This window comes from Bacteroides sp., assembly GCF_028690125.1.
GTDB lineage: Bacteria > Bacteroidota > Bacteroidia > Bacteroidales > Bacteroidaceae > Bacteroides.
Genome location: NZ_JAQVBV010000004.1, coordinates 163,737 through 187,354, shown reverse-complemented (window position 1 = coordinate 187,354; position 23,618 = coordinate 163,737). Strand labels below are relative to the sequence as shown.

The 23,618-nt window shown below is 38.4% G+C and carries 7 protein-coding genes; 1 reads left to right on the top strand and 6 read right to left on the bottom strand.

Annotated features, from left to right (window positions below; translation table 11 throughout):
* The first annotated feature begins 16 nt into the window (after window positions 1-16).
* The gene (locus PHO71_RS04395; RefSeq protein WP_300199495.1) at window positions 17-1,054 is read left to right on the top strand and encodes a WG repeat-containing protein; all 1,038 of its coding nucleotides are present in this window, start codon (window positions 17-19) and stop codon (window positions 1,052-1,054) included.
* A gap of 386 nt (window positions 1,055-1,440) precedes the next feature.
* Here PHO71_RS04395 and PHO71_RS04390 read toward each other — a convergent pair whose 3' ends face one another.
* From PHO71_RS04390 to PHO71_RS04365, 6 genes are all read right to left on the bottom strand, one after another.
* Window positions 1,441-2,319, bottom strand: a complete 879-nt coding sequence (locus PHO71_RS04390; protein WP_300199492.1) for an energy transducer TonB — start codon at window positions 2,317-2,319, stop codon at window positions 1,441-1,443.
* Window positions 2,320-2,637: 318 nt separating this feature from the next.
* Window positions 2,638-3,732 (bottom strand): methylmalonyl Co-A mutase-associated GTPase MeaB, encoded by a 1,095-nt coding sequence (gene meaB / locus PHO71_RS04385; RefSeq protein ID WP_300199490.1) that lies wholly within the window; start codon window positions 3,730-3,732, stop codon window positions 2,638-2,640.
* An 11-nt stretch (window positions 3,733-3,743) separates the two neighbouring features.
* Window positions 3,744-4,811: a DUF1573 domain-containing protein gene (locus PHO71_RS04380; protein ID WP_300199487.1), complete on the bottom strand. Its 1,068-nt coding sequence runs from the start codon at window positions 4,809-4,811 to the stop codon at window positions 3,744-3,746.
* Between the two features lie 573 nt (window positions 4,812-5,384).
* The gene (locus PHO71_RS04375) at window positions 5,385-11,048 is read right to left on the bottom strand and encodes an alpha-2-macroglobulin family protein (protein ID WP_300199484.1); all 5,664 of its coding nucleotides are present in this window, start codon (window positions 11,046-11,048) and stop codon (window positions 5,385-5,387) included.
* Between the two features lie 497 nt (window positions 11,049-11,545).
* Entirely contained in the window at window positions 11,546-17,227 is a 5,682-nt protein-coding gene (locus tag PHO71_RS04370; protein ID WP_300199481.1) for an alpha-2-macroglobulin family protein, read from the bottom strand.
* Between the two features lie 590 nt (window positions 17,228-17,817).
* A complete protein-coding gene (locus PHO71_RS04365; protein WP_300199478.1) occupies window positions 17,818-23,514 on the bottom strand; it encodes an alpha-2-macroglobulin family protein in 5,697 nt (1,898 codons plus the stop codon).
* Window positions 23,515-23,618: the final 104 nt, after the last annotated feature.

The window sequence follows — 23,618 nt, the reverse complement described above, 5'->3', positions numbered from 1 at the left end:
GAAATACATAAGTAATATGAGAAACAAGCTGTTCTTAATTAGCATGATTATGCTATTTGTCTATCCTTCGTTCTTGAAAGCTCAAAAAATAGATGTTTATTCAGAAAAGGGGAAATATGGTCTTATCGTTGATCAAAAGAAGGTTACCGAACCTATTTACGACGTGATTTATCAATTTAAAGATAATATAGCCAAAGTAGCTCAACACGGTAAATGGAGAAAAATAGGAAATAGAAGTGATTCTATGATTTTTCCTCTGATCAGCCGGGAACATAAAAAAGAGCAATATGATGGAGGAAAATACGGAGCAATAGACATAAATGGAAAAATTGTTATTCCTCTCGAGTATACTTTTATTGGGAATTTTGAAAACAACCGTGCCCGCGCATATAAAGGGAATATGCAAGGCATAATCGACTCGGAGGGTAAGGTTATTGTACCAATTAAATATACACATATCGGGAGTTTTGAAAACAACCGTGCCCGCTCATATAAAGGGAATATGCAAGGCATAATCGACTCAGAGGGTAAGGTAATTGTACCAATTGAATATACACATATCGGGAGTTTTGAAAACAACCGCGCCCGTGCATATAAAGGAAATATGCAAGGCATAATCAATTCAGAGGGAAAGGTTATTGTACCGATTGAATATACACATATCGGGAGTTTTGAAAACAACCGCGCCCGCGCATATAAAGGGAATATGCAAGGCATAATCGACTCAAAGGGTAAGGTAATTGTACCAATTGAATATACACATATCGGGAGTTTTGAAAATAACCGCGCCCGTGCATATAAAGGAAATATGCAAGGCATAATCAATTCAGAGGGAAAGGTTATTGTACCGATTGAATATACACATATCGGAAGTTTTGAAAACGACCGTGCCCATGTGTATAAAGGAAATATGCAAGGCATAATCAATTCAGAGGGAAAGGTTATTGTACCTATTAAATATACCTACATCGGAAAGTTTGAGAAGGGTAGAGCGAAAGCGCAAATAGGAAATAAAATAACATTTATCGACGAAAAAGGTAGTGAAGTTAAATGAATAATTCGGATTAATTATATGGAATGAAGGACGTATTTTTTGTGTCCTTCATTCCATATGCAATTATTCAAATTTATAAAGAAAAATATATCCGCACTCCTGCAATTTATGGAAAGAAACAAGAGTTCAGAATAAAATATAATTAGAAGTTCTACCAATTATAAAACTATAGAGGCTGTAATTTAAACTGTGTCAGCAAAGTTAATACTTTATTTGTTTGCTGACACAGTTTAAATTACAGCCTCTGTTTCAGTTCCATCGTCTCTAAGATTAATGATTGAGGTTCAAAGATACATCTTTTCCCAATGCCTCTACAGGCTTTTCTGTTGATTTACGGTCGATAAACCGATGAATACCAGATAAAAAGCAGTGAATAAGGGATGCTATTACTTAATATAAAAGGAACTGTTATTTTTAAAAATAACATAGGCAATACCATCTTTTACTTCTTTTATTGCAATAAAATCTTTCTCCTCATTGTATTCGTTCTTTGATATAATGGCAGAAGCATCAGGAGAAAATTCTTTTTCATCAAAACAATACACAATCGGGGTCTTCTTGCTAAAGCCTCTATCTTTCAACAGTCCAACAACCTTCTCACCAACAGTTTTTGCCTTCAACTCCTTCGGTGATTTTAGCGTTATCAAGATAACTCCATTTTGTCCCTTTTCCCCGTAACGATCTAAAGCCTCTTTACCTTTCAAAATTTTAAAATTTTTAATGAGTTCCACATTTAAATAACTTAGTAAGAAATTAGTTCCAACCTCCACTCCATCGATAATCAACCATGCATTCTCACTTGTTTCACCTCCTGTTTTCTCATATTGTTTATTCTTCTCCTGTTCTTCTAGTTTTAAACTAGATTCTAATATAGTAAATACAGGCACCGTCATACGTACCCTAACTTTTCGTTCATTTTGTATACCAGGAATCCACGTAGGCATTTTCTCTATCAGTTTCAATGCTACACTATCTAATTGGGGATCAACAGACCGGACAACTTTAGAATTAGAAATATTACCATCCTTCTCTACTACAAATTGAATAACAGGACATCCTTGTGTACCATTTTCCAAAAGTAATGCATCAGAAACAGGAACCTTTAAATATTCCATCATTTTAGAAACACCACCAGGAAATTGAGGCATAACCTCTGCAGAGTCAAGAACTTGTTGTTCTGTTTTCTGAGCAAATGAATATGAAGTTGTGAATAACAAAAACAGTAAAAACAACCTTTTAAAACCATTAAGACATTGTTTATTCATAATATTACCTTTTTGATATTATGCAATAATACAAAAAAACTGTAAAAAGAGTACTACTTATCTCTAAGATTTTGCTTTATAATCATATATTTTATATCGGTCTGGATTCACATATATTGGCTCCTTCAGTTTCATAGTTAGAAATGGCTACAGCCAATATTTTCAAAGTATGAAAAACTATTTTTCTTTATTCTTTGGTGATACTGTATACCATAAGTTATTACTATCTTATGATAATCAATGATATTAAAATAAAGATCAGAACATTAATTTTATTATTTACTTATATGTTTACATAAAATTATTTATAATGTAAAGCTACTTCTTTAATTCACCGAAATAAGTATCCAATAATCTCTTAGCAGCCACAAAAGAAGTCAGATTTCCACTCAACACCTGCAGTTCCTTCTCTCGAAGCATCGCTTCAATCTTCGGATTATGATAGAAACTGTCACGCAGTTGCTCATTGATACTTTCGTACATCCAATATTTACTCTGTTCATTACGACGATATTCAAAATAACCGTTGTTTTTCACAAAGTTAATGTATTCATAAACCATATCCCAGACTTCCCTTACCCCTATATTGTAGAAACCGGAATAAGTCAGGACTTGCGGAGTCCATCCGGAATCAGGAGCAGGAAAAAGATGCAACGCATTACGGAATTGTGCAGCAGCCAATTTGGCCCTTTCAAGGTTATCCCCATCCGCCTTATTGATAATGATACCATCCGCCATCTCCATAATGCCACGTTTGATACCTTGCAATTCATCTCCCGTACCAGCTAACTGAATCAGCAGAAAGAAGTCTACCATCGAGTGAACAGCCGTTTCACTCTGCCCCACTCCCACCGTTTCTACGAAAATCTTATCAAATCCGGCAGCTTCGCAAAGGATAATCGTCTCACGTGTTTTACGTGCAACGCCACCCAAAGAACCTGCCGACGGACTAGGGCGAATAAAAGAATTAGGATGTACAGAAAGTTGCTCCATTCGGGTTTTATCTCCCAAGATACTTCCCTTGCTACGTTCACTACTCGGGTCGATGGCCAATACTGCCAATTTACCTCCCTTTTCGAGTACGTGTAGTCCGAATACATCAATCGAAGTACTCTTACCCGCACCAGGAACTCCACTGACACCTATACGGATTGAATTACCGGAAAATGGCAGACACTTTTCGATTACTTCTTGTGCTATCACTTGATGTTCAAGCTTCACACTTTCTACCAACGTCACTGCCTGACTCAGAATAGTGACATCGCCTTTTACAATTCCTTCTACAAACTCTGCCACAGAGAGCTGGCGTTTTTTCGGTTTGCGTTTCAAATAAGGATTCACGGATGAAGGTTGCTCGATGCCTTTATTGACAACCAGTCCCTTATATTCTTCACTATTTTCCGGATGTTCCATAGCAGTGGTTATTAACGTTTGATATTTATTTCAACTTTCGGACGTAACGGGTCATTGGTTATCATCAAAATACGCAAATGATGTTTTTTATTACCTACATCCCGTTTATGAATGGTTACTTTCAACTTCGTGGTTGCCCCCGGCTGAACTACCGCTTTTTTCAAGCTTACTCCTACAGAAGAATTGAACACTTGCAATTTACTGATGACCAAGGGTGTTTTTCCCGTATTGGTTATCACGATGTTGTGACTTGCTTTCTTCTTTTTCAATAACGTTTCACTGAGATCAATGTTCGTTTCGGAAAGATGTATAACAGGAGCATTCAACGAATCCTGAGCCGTCATTTGTGAGAAGTTAGGCAGCAATACTGCTGAAACAGGAATTTCATTGTCTTCACTCACTTTATCACCTGCAAAACGAGAGAGATACACGGAAGACTGTGTCAGTCCGAAGTCTTGCAAAAGACCGGTATCCAATGTCAGCTTGATTGTACCTTTCTTGCCCTTTAACAATATGCCGGGTTCCTTCTCCATCTTCAGATAAGGAGGTAAGTGCATCAATACGGGTTCGTAGGGCCGATCGGACAAATTAACAACTCCAATGGTGAGAGTCGGATTTTCTCCACGATAAGAATCAGAGAAAGCTATTTCGTCTTTATCAATGCGGATATCTCCAATTTTAAAAGGATGAGTTTTAGTAAAGTCTTTTACTTCCCGTACCACTTCACCAGCAAATTTCAGATAGACTAGATGAGGATCGGCATTGCTGTAAATTGCTACTGACTTTTCAAAATGTCCCAATGCTTTTGCATCAAAAGACGCTCTTACCGTCCCCTTTGCTCCCGGAGCAATAGGTTCTTTTGTCCAATCGGCAACCGAACAGGCGCAAGAAGTAGTGACATTAGTAAGCACCAACGGTTCATTTCCGGTATTTGTAATGGTATACTCTACTGTTACCGGACTCTTCCATTCTATCTGCCCAAAGTTATGAATCTCTTTATTGGAAGAGATACGGGGTTGGGCAATAGCCGCCACAGTAACAGTAATCAGGGAAAATATAGATAGCAAACGACGTTTCATATAATATATTTTGTTTGATGCACAAATGTAGAAGTTTTATTTGATACATTGTATATCAAAGATTTACAGAGTTCTTTTTAAATAATTATGTTTAAACCATTAATTTAACCAATGCAAAGATATAAATTTCTAGTGAACAATCTTCTTAGGGATAAAGGAAAAAAGCAATGACTTGGAGAAGAGATGGGTATTAACTGGTAGAAATTAGTAGAATCCCTGGTATTGTATTTGTTCTATGTCTATTGTTTACAGAAGAAATATAAAGCATTTACACATTTTGCAATAAGAAAAAAACAGAATAAGAACCGTTACTTTATACACAGTGAGGGCCAATGGTGCTGCCACTCTGCCACCATAGTTGCTCTAATTGTTGCAACTATGATGAACAAAGGGATTGAAGTAGTAAATGAAAGCGTGAGAGCAAACGTTGATACAAAATCTCTTAGCGGCCTTGCGTAAAATTAAATTCTCACAGTTTGAGTTTTGACAAACCGGTTTTTCAGCCTGATGATTGGCATAGTTGTCATTCAAACTAAGATTTGATCTAAGTATATGGCTTTGGACACTGTAGGATTACTTAGTGACTTCCACCGTCATTGAACCAGAATATGAAGCATACTCCGGTGCATAAGCGCATTGTAGAGTAGCCATTCCTGTTTCATAAGTTCCTTCACGACTCACGCGATAACTGTATTCCAAGATATAGTCTCCTTTTACCAAACGATCGAAGAAAAAATTAGTGCTGACATCTTTTATATCGATATAATAACCAAGTCCGTTATTCCAATGATAGCCGGAGAGATTACCAATAGGTTCGAAGCAAACGCCACGCTGATCTCTCAACTGAACAAAGTCCATGGAGCGATCTACACGAATACTCAAACGGGAAATGACTTTATCGCCTACACGAAGAAGTGTTTTGTCAGTGATAGGTTCCAATTGAGGGGTATTAGTTGCTGCCATTCGCTCCACATATAACTTTTTCTGGACATTCAGTTTTTCACCTTGTTGCTTCACATTACGAATCGGTGAATCGTATTCGGCATAAACAGCTCCCCAGGCCATTCCCGGACTTTTTTTCTCCACTTTAATGGTGCGGGCATCAACTATATCCTGTTGAGTAAACGTACGTTTAATATATCCCAATCCGGGAATAGTAGTCTTGTCCGGAGAGTTAGTTTGGAATGTTTCGTTGGCTATTGAGATTTGCAGATTCTCTTGGTTATTGAGAAGATTAGTACCTTTCATCAATAAAGCATATATAGCATCCACACTGGCTAACGGAGAGCGCCATTGCTGAGTTTGCTTCTGTTTTAGTAGCCAAAGTTTCATTTCTTCCAAAGTTGCATCATTGCCACCAACCAGAGTTAATGCTTCCATTACGGTAACATGTGTCCGGAGTTTCATACCACTCCAAGTATATGGATTGTCATTGAAGTCAAAGAACATACCTTGTTCATCTGTCTTCGTCAGATGTTCTTTCAAAGAAGCAATAAACTTTTGCGCTTCTTCAACTTTTCCAGCTTTAGTCAATATAATGGCAGCGAAAGCTTTCGCATCCTCGGAAGAAGAGGAAAGTAATTCGCTGACTTTGGATAAGTAATAAGTATAGGCTTCTTTATTGGCAGCAGGAACTTTCTCACCTGAAATAGCAATCAGATATAAATAGTTTAAGATACTTCCTGAAATACCTATAAATTTCTTTTCCTTTTTCTGGACATCAAGAATTTCCTTATATTCCTTCAAAGCAGATTTATGGAGATAGTTAAAAGCTGCTTTCTGCATCACTGATATAGGATCGGCTGGTGCTGTATGGGTGAGCATAGTCAGGCGGGCATTCATTCCTAAGATAAAGGCAGTAACATAGGGGCTACTATCCATTCCCATATACCATGACCAACCACCGTCAGGATTTTGCAAGTTTTTTAACATCATCAATGCAGCAGAGTTATTGTTAAAGATATTATTTAAATCGAATAGAGTCGCTATCCGTTCTTTTTGCTGTTCTTCCGTTTGAGCTTCAAGTACCCAAGGAGATTCGGAAAGAATAATATTCTTAACCTCCTGGTTCTTTTGCAGATTACTTACAAAAGTTTCTTTCGTCCCGCCTTGCAGTTTCCAACTGTCAAATACACTCTTTATACGGGGCTGATTGTTTAGGATGTATGTAGCCAATGTATTTGCATAATAAGCAGTAGCCCACGAAAATGCATCAGCATTGGTAGGAAGTGCCAGTGAAGGCAATGCCTGAACAGCATACCAAGATGGATTGCCGGCAAACTCAACTGTTAGTTTACGACTGGTAGCTGTTGTGCTGTGGCGATTGAACAGAGTATCGAGTGAGAAAGTACGTGTCTCTTCTCCACGAATTGGCATCGGAAGAGTTTCAACCAAATGTTCTTTATTACTTAATACCGAAAGTAGTTGCTGTTCGCCATCGCTAAATATTTCGCTATCAGCTATCATGCGGCAACCTAGAATCTCATATTCATCAGTGGCAGTAAACAGGAAGTTCACACCGATTGTCTTACCTGCTTTTACTGTAAAGTCCTGTTTTTGTGTACTGATTACTTTATCCGTCATCGGATCAAAAAGAATCATACTTACAATTCCCGATTGCATTTTGCCTGTACTATTGGAAATGGAAGCGGCAATAGAAGTCTTGTCTCCCACACGTACAAAACGAGGAAGATTCGGAGTTAGCATAAACTCCTTGCTTGTGGTAGCTTCGCCGTTCAATGTACCCAGCATCATGTTTTTTGTATGTGAATATGCACGAAAGTTCCAACGTGTGAGGTTTTCGGGCACAGTGAAAGAGAAAGAGACTTCTCCCTGTTTGTTCGTACGAAGTTGCGGATAAAAGAACGCTGTTTCGAGAAGGTTGGTACGAATATCAGCAGCTACTGCAAGGTATGGTTTCTCCGGCAATACTATACTACCTGTGAGGGCATTTGGATTCGCTGATGTCCTCGCTTTAAATTGTTTGAATAGATTTTCATCGCTTATCTTTCGTCCGGCAATTCCTATGACTTTTTCATCTGTAGTAAAACCCTCCTCTAATTTTATATCATTATCTGGTGATGATTGCTTTGCAAACCTATCATACTCCAATGAAGGAGTCTTCAGATAGTCAATATTCCAATAATTAAACTCGTATCTCAGAATTCCTCCAGTCCTCCAACGAATGAATGGAAGCATTCTCCGTTTTTGTGGCAAAAAATACATAGGTTGGTCAAGAGATATCTTATCCAATGATGCGTCGTACATCATTGCTAACATCTCGGCATCGGCAGCCTCCCCCTGAGGAGCTTTAATCGTCAATTTCCATTCTTCTTTCTGGCCGGGATACAACTTATCACGAAATACCTCCCATTTCATTGACAACTTATCTTCAGGAACTCGTTTTTCCAGACGTAATTCATCCTGATACCACTTGCCATTCTTTGCCATACAGAGATTAACAGTAATGCCATCTCCATAAGTCTCCTTATAAGGATATTCAAAACGTACAATCGAATCGGATAAAATCAAGACTTTACTCTCTACCAACTCTGTCTGATTGAATACATTTACCATTACATACGCATCTTTCTCCGACGTACCGTAATAGAATACGGCGGGATGCGTTGCATCAAACTGAAGATTATCTTTATAGAACCAGACCGGAGTTTCAACAGGCGGACGTGTATCGTTGATAGAAAAGAGAGCAACATCGGTAACTGCTTCCACTTCTTTATCTTGATTATCTTTAACCGACATCTTTAGCATATACACACCCGAAGGAATATTTTTCCAATCAAGCTTCATGGCTTTATTGGTAATAAATGTTCCGGTTACAGCCGGCACTTCTTCCAGTTCTTTCATCAATTTATCTTTGATGCGGAACAAACGATAGGTACCTTGCATCTCCATCGGCTGCATACTCAAATTCTGTACTTTGAACATTACCGATGTAGAATCCTCCTTATTTATTTTCCTTTCACAAATCACTTGTAAGTTTAGTGAGTGGTTGCCGGCAGTGATAAGATCGCAAGACGTTTGTGTTTCACCCGCAGCATTTGTAACAGTAGCCTGTATCTGATAGTGATAATATATCTTATCATCATTCGTGTAACGTTGATCTTCGTCCAGATATACCGGTATTGAAAATTCTCCTTTACCATCTACCATTACCTCACCCGAAGAAATCTGCACATTTTGCATAGTATGCCCAAGTCTATAAGCCAAGCGCTCTATCGTATATTTTGCAGAAAGATTCTGTAACTGTACACCGCTATAAGATTGCACTTTACCTTTTACCTGTACCTCATCTCCCAGTTGATAACTCCCTTGTTGTTTTTCAAAGGTAATATCAAAGGTGGGGCGTTTATAATTTTCTACCAGGATATTGCATTCTCCATACGGAGTCTCCAGTCTGAACTTACCATTCAGGCAAGTGTAAGGCAAGGCAAAGTCAGTTGTGAATGAACCAAAATCATTGGTACGCAGCGTTTTATTTCCTACTTCCTGTTTATTTGCATCCATCAAAGAAAGTGTATATTCTTCATCCGGAATTACATAAGTCGAATCTTTCTCCATCTTATAGGCTATTCCTTTCACATATACAGTTTGTCCGGGACGATATAAGGCTTTGTCTGTCAGCAGTATTACTCTCTCTAATACTCTATTATCATCAAAACGTCCGACTCCTCCCCCATTATTAAATTGTTTCAACATAGCCGTGTCGTCACCTTTCGTAGCCACCAAATAATTGTAGTTAAACCGAAGAATATCCGCCTTCCCATCTTCTCCTGTGTCGAGAAACCTTTGCAATCCATTCTCACCTTCGTAAAAAGTAACTCGTGTATTCGGAATAGGATATCCTGTTTGCGCATCCAGTGTGAAAATGGCTAAGTGATTCTGTGGCAAGGGACAAGTCAATACCTTAATACGAGTCACAGCAAATTCTTTCTCGATGACCTTTTCAGTTGGATTATCAGGTACGACACGCATCATATAGGCTCCTAGCTTTTCCGGGGCATTGTATGTGAAAACAGTATCTTGCAATTGATATTCTTCTGAACGAGTCAATGAATAATGTTGCTCCGATATCAGATTCTTTGACTGATAAAGTTGAATAGTAAATCCATCCAAGTTTTTGTGATTTGCTTTTAAATCGATCTTCTCGCCCGGATAGGCAGTGGAAGATATATCTACTGATAAAGAAGTGCATAGAATATTCTTTCGAATATTCTTCAAGATATTGATTCTGTAATAATCAGGATACAGACGAATGGCCTCATCACATAGTTGCAAAGCTGTCACCCACTGTTCTCTCCAAAGAATATAATATACTTTTGCCCGATACACTTCCGCACATACTTCCAAAGATTGATAGTCAGTAATCAGCTCATTCAATCCGGCTATATAAAAGTTTTCGGATAAGTCAATTCCTGTTTCTTGTCCTTTTACAGGTACGTTTTTTTTGTCATATCTCGTAGTATTCTGCCATCTGAGGTAATCTAAAGAAGCTAACAAGATTCCTTCCTTATCTTCTTTCTTTCGATAAGTGGAAATCATATTTTTATAGAGTGTAGCAATTTCTGGCTTCATATTTTTACCCTGGCTCAAATCAAATTTGTCTATTTTCGTTAAAGCTTCAATGCTGCGAGAAGCCAGCAAATGATACATATCATGATGATAATACTCACTTGCTTCGCCTAATTCGACAAACGGCATATAGGTACGAGAAGAAGTTTTCAGTAACAGTACAGAATCTTTCAATGCTTCGCGGGTATGCATCTGTATTTTCTCTATAAACAGATTGGCGGTCCATTCTTTTATATCACTAGGTATTTTACCTACTATTTGCTTCTGACTCTGAAGTTTCCACCTGTTTTGAAGAGCATAGTCTGTATAAATTCCGGCAATCAGCGAATGTAAAATGGCACGGTCCATGGGTACTTTTGTTTGTTGCACCCATTGCTCCAGCCCTTCCAGGTTAATATAAAAGCTATCGGGAGCAATCGTTTCACGATATTTCATTCGCCACATATAGGCTTTCAGCATTTGAGGAGAGTCCTTTTTCTTCTCTGCCTTCCGGTAAATTTTATCCGTTAGGTCTACTAAGGTTCGGGGCAATTTGTTCTTTTCGGCTTGCTCTACCTGCTTCCATAATTCGTCAAAAGATTGTGCTTGTATACCCGGAATACTTGCCAGACATAACAGCATGACTATGCCAACCAACTTTATATTCATAACTTCTTCATTTTTAATTCAAGAATCACCTTACTATAAATAATTATATTCAAAAACTTGTACTTTTCAGTCTAAATCATGAATAGCGTATTATCCTCCCTGAATATAATAATTCTGTTCATCATTATGAGATTCGCATTTCCTCAGAAAGGCAACTAACATTGGTTGTATACCTATAATTGCTTTAAATGATTTTATTTTCATGGCTTCTATATCTATTTTATTAATATCATTTTTTATTAGTGTTAATATATAGATGCAGAACTCACGCTAATTCCACAAACAGCTTCTACTTTTTTATTTTTTATTTTGCCAGGCTCCCTTCCATAAACGAAAACTCTCAAGTCAGCAGTAAAATAATGTGTTTATATTTGCTATTTGGGCTCATCCAAACTAAAAAAGCTACGATATATTTCAGTCCCCATATTATTAAAGGCAACAATTCCAAATGTTAAAATCATACAGTTTGAATAGAATTTGCAGTATTTCATTACGACTTACTTTGTCAAAGAGGAATATACTTCCACTATTGTCGAAGCAGAACGAGATACATATTCCGGTGCATAAGCACACTGTATGGTAGCTAAACCTGTTTCATAGATACCTTCACGACTCACGCGATAACTATGCTCTAGTACATAGACTCCTTTTACTAAATGATCGAAGAAGAAGTTGGTGGAAGCGTCTTTGAAATCAATATAATAACCAAATCCATTTTTCCAATTATAGCCGGAAATATTGTCAATGGGTTCAAAACACGCACCACGCTGATCTTTCAACTGAATAAAGTCCATTGAACGACTGACATGAATACTCAAACGGGAAACGACTCTATCACCCACTTCAAGAATCGTATTCTTAGTAATTGGCTGCAACTGAATCGTATCATTTACGATACGCTCTACATACAGCTGTTTACGTACATTCAAGTCTCCACCTTGTTGTTTTACATCACGAATAGGTGATTCATATTCGGCGTAAACAGCTCCCCAGGCTATACCCGCGTTTTTCTTTTCCACCTGAATGGTACGGGCATCAACTACATTCTTTTGAGTAAACGAATGCTTGATATATCCTAATCCCGGAACAGAGGTTTTATTGGGAGAATTTGTTTCCAAAACGTTATCAGCTATTGTAATCCGCGTATCTCCCTGATTATCGAGTAAATTAGTACCCTTCATCAATAAAGCATAAACAGCTTCAGCACTTGCTATTGAAGAATCCCATTGCTGAATTTGTTTCTGTTTCAACAGCCAGAGTTTCATTTCTTCCACAATTGCATCGTTGCCACCAGCCAACGACAAGGCTTCCATTACATCAACATGTGCCTGAATTTTCACACTACCCCAAGCATACGAACTTTCATTGAAAGCAAAGAACATACCCTGTTCATCGGTTCTCGTGAGATGTTCTTTCAGTGAAGCAATAAACTCCTGCGCTTCATTCATTCGCCCTGCCTTCATCAATATGATTGCGGCAATAGCTTTACTATCCATCGAAGAAGATGAAAGTAGTTCACCTACTTTCGACAAATAATGAGCATACGCAGCTCTATTGGCAACTGGGACTTCCTCTCCTGAGATAGCGATCAGATAAAGATAATCCAGGATATTTCTTGAAAGGCCTGTAGAGTTCACTCCGTTTTTCCGATCCTTAAGAAAGCTTTTATATTCTTCCAAAACAGATTCATGGAGATAGGAGAAAGCTGTTTGTTGCATTTGCAATGCAGTATCAGGCAGTTTCTCACCGGTGAGCATAGCCAGACGGGAATTTAATTTTATTATATAAGTAGAGAGATAACGACTACCTTCCATACCCTTATACCACGACCAATAGCCATACTCTTGCAGCTCCTTTAATCTCGACAAAGCTACACTATTATTACTACGAATATTATTCAAATCAAACAAAGTAGCTATCCGTTCTTTCTGTTGCTCTTCCGTTTGAGCTTCGAACATCCAGGGAGATTCAGAGAGAAGAATGTTTTTTACCTCCTGATTCTTTTGCAAGTTACTCAGGAAGGTTTGTTTTGTTCCACCCTGCAGTTTCCAACTATCGAATACAGCCTTTATACGTGGCTGACTATTCACAATATAGGCAGCCAATGTATTCGAGTAATAAGCAGTAGCCCAGGAAATAGCGTTATCATTCGTAGGAAGTGCCAGTGAAGGTAATGTCTGAACAGCATACCAAGACGGATTACCTGTAAATTCAATCGTTAGTTTACGATCGGTAGCTGTGGCACTGTGATGATTAAACAAACTATCAAGTGAGAAAGTACGTGTTTCTTCTCCACGAACAGGTATTGGAAGAGCCTCAACCAGATGTTCTGTATTGCTTAGCACCGGAAGTAGTTGTTGTTCGCCATCACTAAATGTTCCGCTATCAGCTATCATCCGACAACCTAAAACTTGGCATTTATCACTTACCGTAAATAAGAAGTTCACACCAATTATCTTTCCTGCCTCTATAGTAAAATTCTGTTTCTGCGTATTTATTACTTTATCCGTTACCGGATCAAAAAGAATCATGCTCACTGTTCCCGATTGAACCTTACCCGTCATATTAGAAATAGAAGCAGCAATGGAAGTCTTGTCTCCCACACGTACAAAACGCGGGAGATTCGGAATCAGCATAAACTCTTTGCTTGTAGTAGCCACACTATCTAATGTGCCCAGTATCATCTCTTTGGTATGAGAATAACCACGGAAATTCCAACGCGTCAGGCTTTGGGGCATTGTGAATGAGAATGAAATTTCTCCCCGATCATTGGTACGAAGTTGCGGATAGAAGAAAGCAGTTTCGGAAAGATTGGTACGAATGTCAGTTGTTGCTTCAGGTAGTATTCCTGCCCCGGGAAGATTACTATCACTCTTTGATCGTGCTGATATGAGATTTTCAATATCTAAAGTTGATGTCGCCCCTGTCATAGATAGCATTTTCCGTTTTTCATAGGGTGCATAATTTATTTCATATATCATATATTCTTCAAAAGGATCATCCAAAAAATCATAGGACGGCTGGTTCGCAAAATGATCATAAACTATCCCCGGAACTTTAAGATAATTAGTATGCTCCATATAGTGAAATAAGTTATAATCAGCATTATATTGGTCCCAATAAATATTTGTCAGATTCCTTTCATAGTACAAACTAAAGTTCATTCCCCTCCTCGATATTTTATCTAATGAAATATCATACATAGTTGCTAACATTTCTGCATTAGCAGCTTTTCCCTGTGGAGTTTTAATTGTTAATTTCCACTCTTCCTTTTCTCCGGGACGTAACCTATCACGGAACACATCCCATTTCATTGTCAGCTCTTCATTTGGCTCCCGCTTTTTTAATCGTACAGATTCCTGATACACTTCTCCATCCGCTACCATACATAAGTTCACCGCAATACCAGCACCATAGCTTTGATGATACGGAAATTCAAAACGGACTATAGAATCGGATAAAACCAACCTTCTACTTTCTAACATTTGTTTACCAGTAAGTATATCCACCATCACATAAGCATTCTTATTCGATGTACCGAAATAGAAAACAGCCGGATGCGTTTCATCAAAATCCGTTTTATAATAATATTGCCATATTGGAGTTTTAACCGGCGGACATCTATCGTCTTTAGAAAAGAGAGTTGTTTTTACTTCATTAGTCATTTCTTTACCTTGGTTGTCCTTGACTAACATTCTCAAAACATAAAGTCCCGATGGAATATTTTTCCAGTCAAGCATCATTGTTTTGTTGGAAACGAATGTTCCGGTAGCAACGGGAGATTCCTCTAACTCATTGCCGGACTGGTCCTTTACACGAAACAACCGGTAAGTCCCATCTACTTCCACCAATTCCCCATTCAGATTCTGAGTTTCAAATGCTAAATTAACTAAATCATCCTTGCAGTTTCTGCTTGGCAAAGCCACGTGTAAATTCAACGAATGACTTCCTGCCGATACCGTATAAGTAGATGTTTGAGTTTCACCGGCCGCATTCCTAACAATTGCTTCTATCTCGTAACGATAGGAGATTTTCTCATTATTTTCACACCGTTTATCACCATCCAGTCGCACTGGAATAGTAAATTTACCATCCTCATCTGCCGTCACTTCACCGGAAGTAACATTTTTATGATCAATAATTCTCCAAAGCTCGTAAGCTGAATAACTTATCCTATAAGCAACGGTAGCATTCTGCAATAAAACGCCATTGTAAGCCTGTACTTTTCCCTGCAACAGAACTTCATCTCCCAACCGATAACTATTTTGCTGTTTTTCAAAAGTAATATCAAATGTCGGGCGTTTATACTCTTCCACCTCAATGATTCTACTTCCTGCCGATGTAACTAACTCGAAAGCACCATTCTGACAAACAGCCGGAATTATAAACTCCGTATAAAATGAACCAAACTCATTGGTTTTCAGCGTATTCTTTCCTATTTCCTGATGATTTGCATCCTTTAGAGATACTATATATTCTTTATTCGGAACTACATGAGCCGAATCCATCTTTTGGTTGTAAGCGATTCCTTTCACATATACAGTTTGCCCGGGACGATATAAGGAACGATCAGTCAATAAGATAACTTTTTCTTTTATTTCATCATTAATATAATATCCAAAATCTCTCTCTCTTCCAGTATTTTGTTTCGGCATAGCTGTATCATCATCTTTGGTAGCTATCAGATGTTCATACTCTGATTTCCAAGGAAATACTATTTCCCCTTCCAGCCCCGTGGTGAATTGCTGCAAAACTTCACCGTCTTTATTATAAAGGGTAATACACGCATTGGGAACGGGATGCCCCGTCTGTGCATCAAGTGTCAATACCTTATATTTTTGTTCGGGCAGACTACAAGTTAATACCTTAAACCGAGTCACCATCAAATCTTGTTCCATATCTTTCACTTCAGACTTGTCGGGGACAATACACATCCTGTACTTACCTACTTGTTCAGGAATTTTGAGTGTAAAAACAGTATCCTGTAAACAATAACTTTCCGGACGAACGACTGAATACTGTTGCTCTGACATCAACTTCCCTGCCAGATAAAGCCGAACAGTAAAGCCATCTATATTTTTATGAGAAGCCCTGATTTTAACTTCTTTGCCCGGAAAAGCAACCTGCAGTGTCCTCACAGCCAAAGAAGGTATTAGGATAGACTTACGAAGATTCTTCAAATCATTCACTCTACGATATTGGGGATACAGCTGAATAGCTTCATCACAAAGTTGCATAGCCATTACCAATTGATTCTTTCCCATTAAATATTCCACTTCTGCAATATATATTTCAGCACAAATATCGAATGACTTATAATCCTCAATCAGTGTATTTAGTTTTGCAAGATAAGGGTGCTGAGCCAATCCCTCCAATCCCTTCTTCTCATCGATGGCCAAAGACTCAATTCCCTTTTCATTCATCGGACGTTGGCGTTTCAAATAACTTAAGTAGGTTAATATATAACCTTCCTTATCATCCTCTCTTTGATAAACAGAAAACATATTTTCATAAAGCCTCACAATATCCTGTTTTATATTTTCTTCCTCTCTGGAAAATCTCATGATTTTACTTAAGGCATCAATGCTACGAAAAGCCAGCAGGTGATACATATTATGATGATAATATCCACTTGTCTCACCTAACTCCACAAAAGGAGCATAATTGCGCGAAGAAGTTTTCAGTAACAACACGGAATCCTCCATCGCCTTACGAGTATGTAATTTGACGCTTTCTATAAACATTCTTTCTGTCCATTCGCGCATATCTGTCGGAACTTCTCCAACAATTTCTTCACGGTCACGAAGTTGCCTCTGATTTTTATCTACATAATCCGCATAAAATCCTGCAATCAAAGAATGTAAAATAGCACGGTCCATGGGTACATCTGTCTGTTGAGCCCACTGCTCCAGACCTTGTAAACCAACATAAAAACTATCGGGAACAATTATATCACGATGTTTCATTCGCCACATATAGGCTTTTAGCATCTGGGGAGAATTCTTTTCTTTCTTTCCTTTCTGGTAGATTACATCTGTCAGTTTTACCACAGTTTCCGGCAAGCTTTTCTTTTCTGCTTGCTCCACCTGTTTCCATAACTTTTTAAAAGTTTGTGCCTGTGTGCCGGGAATACTTATCAGACATAGCAGTATTCCCATACAAATCTGTCTTATTTTCATAAGCTGTTATGTATTAGTTCAATAAACATCTTACTCTAGATTAACAAAGAAAAGAATTTTAATCCAGAAAGTTATACGTTTTACTTAAAATAATCGGTAGCATGATACTATTTCTCGAATTATTCTACTACTTCTTTTCTAAGAAACAATGATTATATATTTGATTAATGGGTTCTTTATTGTCGCATATTAAGAGAAAAGTTATTCTTACTTTATCATAAACTTCCTTTTGATTAAGAGTAAACTTCCTTTTGATTAAGAATAATCTATAAATGCAAGTTTTGTTTTTACAAATGCAAGTTGCATTTATATAATTACAAGTTTCATTTGTAAAAACAAAACTTGCATTTATAGTTTGATTCCTATCTAAAGAAAGATTAGTATTAGAGAACAAGAAGTTTATCACTAATAGACAATAATTTGTTTATTAATAGATATGCTTTAACTATATAATCATTGTACTGACAAGAGGCGATACATACTGTTTTATATAAAAAGAGAGGATAACACTTACAAGCATTACCCTCACTTAAATCATTTATTTAGTGCACTCTAAGTTCACTTACTAGGTTTGAAACCTGATAGCAACTCTACTTCGCAGAAGAAGACACTACTACCACCGTTGAAGCTGAATGTGAAGCATACTCCGGTGCATAAGCACATTGTATGGTAGCCAGACCTGTTTCATAAGTACCTTCGCGACTGACATAATAGCTATACTCCAATACATAAGTTCTTTTTCCCAAATGATCGAAGAAGAAATTGGTAGAAGCATCTTTGATATCGACATAATAACCAATGCCATCATCCCAACGATAACCGGAGATATTACCAACTGGTTCGAAACATGCACCACGTTGATCTTTCAACTGCACAAAGTCCATCGGACGATCTGCACGAATACTCAAACGGGAAACCACTTTATCACCTACCTGAAGGTTTGTCTTTTCAGTGACAGGCTGTAACTGGGCTACATTATTTACAATACGCTCTACATACAACTGTTTCTGTACATTCAATTCTCCACCCTGTTGTTTCACATCACGAATCGGTGATTCATATTCTGCATAAACAGCTCCCCAAGCAATGCCGGGATTCCGTTTTTCCACCTTAATAGTACGGGCATCAACTACGTTCTTTTGAGTAAATGAACGCTTAATGTATCCCAATCCGGGAACAGTCGTTTTGCTTGGAGAAACCGTTTCGAGCACTTCGTTAGCTATTGTTATCCGGACATCGCCCTGATTATCGAGAAGATTAATTCCTTTCATCAGTAAAGCATAAATAGCATCGACACTGGCTACCGGAGATTTCCATTGCTGAGTTTGCTTCTGTGTCAATAACCAAAGCTTCATTTCTTCTACAATTGCTTCATTGCCGCCAACGAGTTCCAACGCCTCCATTACATCAACATGAGTTTGAATCTTCATGCCACCCCAATCAAACGGATTTTCATTAAAAGCAAAGGACATACCTTGTTCACCTGTCTTGGTCAAATGCTCTTTCAAGGAAGCAATAAACTCTTGTGCTTCTTTCTTACGTCCTGCTTTATCAAGCACAATAGCTGCAAGGGCTTTAGTCTTCATTGAAGAAGATGGCAGCAGTCCACCCACTTTGGACAGGAAATAATCATAAGCGGTCTTGTTAGCGTCAGGAACTTTTTCGCCTGAAATAGCAATCAGATACAGGTAATTCAAAATATTTTCAGGAAGACCTGTTATCTTTATTCCTGCTTTCTGTGCTTCGAGAGTAGCTTCATATTCTTCTAAAGCCAATTTATGAAGATAGATGAAAGCATCTTGCTGCATTGCCAAAGCCAAATCGCCCGGTTGCTCACCTGTCAGCATAAATAGGCGGGCATACAATTCCATAATATAGGTAGTTACATACAGACTTCCGCTCATTCCTTTATACCACGACCATGTTCCATCACCATTTTGCAAGTTTTGCAGTCTTCTCAAAGCAGCAGAGTTATTGCTGAGAATATTATTCAGATCGAACAGCGTAGCGATACGTTCTTTCTGTTGTTCCTCTGTCTGGGCTTCGAGTATCCAAGGTGATTCAGAAAGAAGAATATTCTTCACTTCCTGATTCTTTTGCAAATTGCTCAGTAAAGTTTCTTTAGTTCCGCCTTGTAGTTTCCAGCTATCAAATACGGCTTTAATACGAGGTTGGCTATTCATAATATAAGCAGCCAATGTATTTGCATAATAAGCAGTAGCCCAGGAAATGGCGTTATCATTGGTCGGAAGACTCAATGAAGGTAATGCTTGTATAGCATACCAAGACGGATTACCTGTAAATTCAATTGTCAGGTTACGGTCTGTAGCTGTTGCACTATGGTGATTGAAAAGACTATCGAGTGAGAAAGTACGAGTCTCTTCTCCACGGATAGGCATCGGAAGAGTTTCAATCAAATGCTCTTTATCACTAAGCACCGGAATCAATTGCTGTTCACCGTCACTAAACGTTCCGCTATCAGCTATCATGCGGCAACCTAATATACTATATTTATCATCTACAGTGAACTCGAAGCTTACACCGATTGTTGCTCCCGCCTCGACTTTAAATTCCTGCTTCTGAGTACTTACTATCTTATCCGTCATCGGGTCAAAGAGAATCATGCTTACCGCTCCCGATTGCATCTTTCCTGTCATATTGGAGATAGAAGCAGCAATGGAAGTCTTGTCTCCTACACGTACAAAACGCGGAAGATTGGGGACAAGCATAAATTCTTTGCTGGTTACAGTTTCTCCATCCAATGTCCCCAACATCATATCCTTCGTATGAGAATATCCGCGGAAGTTCCAACGAGTCAGACTCTCGGGCATAGTAAATGAGAAAGAAACTTCTCCTTGCTCATTGGTACGGAGTTGAGGATAGAAGAAGGCTGTTTCGGCAAGGTTGGTACGGATATTATCAGTTACCGGAGAGATGGTTTCTCCCTCTGCCTCCAATATTCCCGGAACATTTCCTGCGAGAGCATCCTTCAAACTGCTGCTTCGAGTAGTTACAACCGATTCTTCGAGCACTGATCCTGTCTTTTTCTCTGAAAATTTAGCTCTGTTCTGTTGTGATGGAGATGCGATTCCTCTTATCCAGAATTCACCAACACCCTGCCCGGCTTCTGCTGGAATTGATGATGATGGTACTATCACAAAGTGATCATATTCGAATGAAGGTACTTTGAACAGCTTTTTATCCCACTCATATTCAAACCAAATAGAGGAAGTAAAATTACCCATCCAACTTATATTTATAAGATTTCGGTTATGGAATACCATGAATGTTTGCCTTTGCTTCCATATCTTATCCAAAGAAGCGTCATACATTGTTGCAAGCATCTCTGCATCCGCGCCTTTTCCCTGAGGGTTCTTAATCGTCAGTTTCCATTCCTCTGTCTGTCCGGGACGTAACTTATCACGAAATACCTCCCATTTCATATTCAGTTTTTCATCTAATGAACGTTTTGTCAACCAGACTCTTTCCTGATAGACTTGACCATTTCTTACCATATATATATTTACAGCAATTCCACCACCATAACTCGCCTGATAAGGATACTCAAAACGAGCAATGGAATCGGATAAATGCAATACTTTACTTTCTAGCAATGCCTCGTCACTGAATACATCAACCATCACACAAACATCTTTCTCTGATGTACCGAAATAGAATACAGCCGGATGTGTAGCGTCAAACTCAGTGTTACTCTTAAAATACCAGTCCGGAGTCTGAATAGGCGGTCGTTTATCATGAACAGAATAAAGAATTGTGCTCGCTTCTGCACTTCCTTCTCTACCCTGAGCATCTTTGGCTGATATTTTCAACACATAGGGTCCCGAAGGAATATCCTTCCAATCGAGGAATATTTCTTTATTAGAAGCAGCAGTTCCAGTAATAACCGGTGTATCTTCCAATTGCTTCATCGACTTATCTTTGGCACGATACAAGCGATATGTAACCTCTACATCAACAAGCTGACCTTGGTTAGAAGCATAGAAATCGAATTTGATTGGTTCATCCTTACATGATTTCGGCATTAAATATGTTCTTAAATACAATGGAGTATTTCCTGCAGAAATGACTTTTGTAGATGTCTGTGTCTCACCTGCGGCATTCGTAACGGTTACTTCTATCAAATAATTAAAGTAGTTTCCCCTACTGCTATTATATAGCGTATCACCTTCCAATTGTACTGGTATTGTAAATACTCCATCAGCACCGGTTGTCACCTCACCGGATGCTATCTGGTCATTCATTCTCAACTGCCAGAAACTGTAAGCTGAACGTTTTATGGTATATTTCACCGGAAGATCTCGTAAAAGGACGCCACTATAAGACTGCACCTTCCCTTTTATCTCAGCTTTATCTCCCAATTGATAATCTTCTTCCTGCTTCTCAAAAGTAATATCAAATGTCGGACGCTTATACTCTTCCACACGAATACTGGTTTCCCCGGCCGGAGTTATCAGTCTGAATTCTCCATTCAAGCAAGCCAAAGGCAAGGTAAAGCTTGTTGTGAACGAACCGAACTCATTGGTACGCAAAGTCCGTTTGCCCACTTCCTGATTATTGTTATCTTGCAAAGAGACTGTATATTCTTTATCAGTAAGTACATGAGCAGCACCCAGTTTAGATGCATAAGCAATACCTTTCACATAAACAGTTTGCCCGGGACGATATAAAGAACGATCGGTTAATAGAATAACCTTCTCCGGCGTATTATTCATAACAGGAGGTCTGAAAAATCCGTTTCTGATATCTTTTTTCTTCATAAAAGTATCATCCCCTTTAGTAGCTATCAAATAACTATAATCAGACTTCCAAGGGAATATGGCTTTCCCTTCTTCATTCGTCGTAAACACCTGCAAAGCTACATCCTTATTACTGTAAAGAGTAACTTGCGCATTTGCAATAGGATGTCCTGTCCGTGCATCCAATGTTATGACTTCGTATTGTTCTTTGGGTAATTCACTAGTCAAAACATAAAAATGAGTAACATTAAACTCCTTCTCTATTTCTTTTTTAACACGAATATCGGGAACAATACGCATTACATATTTCCCTACTCCCGGAGCTTTGAAAGTGAAAGTTGTATCCTGCGACTGATAATTCTCTGGTTGTATCACTGAATAATGTTGTTCGGATACGAACTTCTTTTCCCGATAGATACGAATAGTAAAACCATCCAGGTTTTTATGCGTAACTTTGATCTTCATCTCCTGTTCCGGGAAAGCAGTCTCTACTGTTTTGACAGACAAAAAAGGAGATAATATTTCCTCCCGAAGGTTCTTCAAAGCATTGATTCTTCGATAATCCGGATATAGCCGGATAGCTTCGTCACAAGTCTGCAATGCAGCAAGTGGTTGTTGCCTTTCAAGAATCAAATTAGCTTTTGCCAACAACACTTCGGCACAAATATCCAATGTTTTATAGTCAGCCGCTAACTTATTAAGATCTGTAATATACGGATCTTCGCTCAAGACATAAGGAACGGCTTTATCAATCACAGGCCGAAAAAAATAATTCGATTCATATTTCCATTTCAGAAAGTCTAAAGAAGTGAGCACATAACCCTCCTTATCCCCCTTCTCCTGATAAGCATAACGCATATTATCATAAAGCCCGGAAATATGTTGTTTTACATTCTTCTGCTTATCCAGATACTGCACTCTCAACAAAGCTTCAATGCTACGGGAAGCCAACAAATGGTACATATCATGATGATAATACTCACTCGTTTCGCCCAATTCTATGAAAGGAATGTAGGTACGTGAAGAGGTTTTAAGTAATAATACCGAATCGGCCATCGCTCTCTGGATATGAGTTTGTATTGTATCGACAAATATATTCGCTGTCCAATTGAGCATATTGGCAGGAACCACTCCCACAATATCTGTTTGCTGTTGAAGGGACCATTGATTTCTTGCTGCATAATCCGCATAAATTCCGGCAAGCAATGAATGTAGAATAGCACGGTCCATGGGTTTATCTGTATGTTCTACCCATTCTTCAAGTCCTTTAAGGCTAACATAAAAACTATCCGGAGTAATTCTCTCCCGATACTTCATACGCCACATATAAGCTTTTAGCATTTGCGGAGAATTCTTCTCCATTTCACCTTTCCGATAGATTTCATCTGTCAGCTTTATCACAGTTTCGGGCAGACTTTTCTTCTCCGCCCGCTCCACTTGTTTCCACAATTTGTCGAAAGTCTGCGCATATATGCCTGAAATACTTCCCAAACATAACAGCATGATCATACCAATCTGCCTTATTTTCATAATCTTTTCCATTTAAATTCAATAGATAACTAACCTATAAATAACAAAGTAAGGAAATAAAGTTTGAATTTTTATACTTTTTAGCTTAAAAAATAGTTTCTATC

Excerpts from the sequence above, each read along its gene's own strand:
- PHO71_RS04395 (WP_300199495.1), top strand. The coding sequence starts at position 17 with ATGAGAAACAAGCTGTTCTTAATTAGCATGATTATGCTATTTGTCTAT.
- PHO71_RS04390 (WP_300199492.1), bottom strand. The coding sequence starts at position 2,319 with ATGAATAAACAATGTCTTAATGGTTTTAAAAGGTTGTTTTTACTGTTT.
- meaB (WP_300199490.1), bottom strand. The coding sequence starts at position 3,732 with ATGGAACATCCGGAAAATAGTGAAGAATATAAGGGACTGGTTGTCAAT.
- PHO71_RS04380 (WP_300199487.1), bottom strand. The coding sequence starts at position 4,811 with ATGAAACGTCGTTTGCTATCTATATTTTCCCTGATTACTGTTACTGTG.
- PHO71_RS04375 (WP_300199484.1), bottom strand. The coding sequence starts at position 11,048 with ATGAATATAAAGTTGGTTGGCATAGTCATGCTGTTATGTCTGGCAAGT.
- PHO71_RS04370 (WP_300199481.1), bottom strand. The coding sequence starts at position 17,227 with ATGAAAATAAGACAGATTTGTATGGGAATACTGCTATGTCTGATAAGT.
- PHO71_RS04365 (WP_300199478.1), bottom strand. The coding sequence starts at position 23,514 with ATGAAAATAAGGCAGATTGGTATGATCATGCTGTTATGTTTGGGAAGT.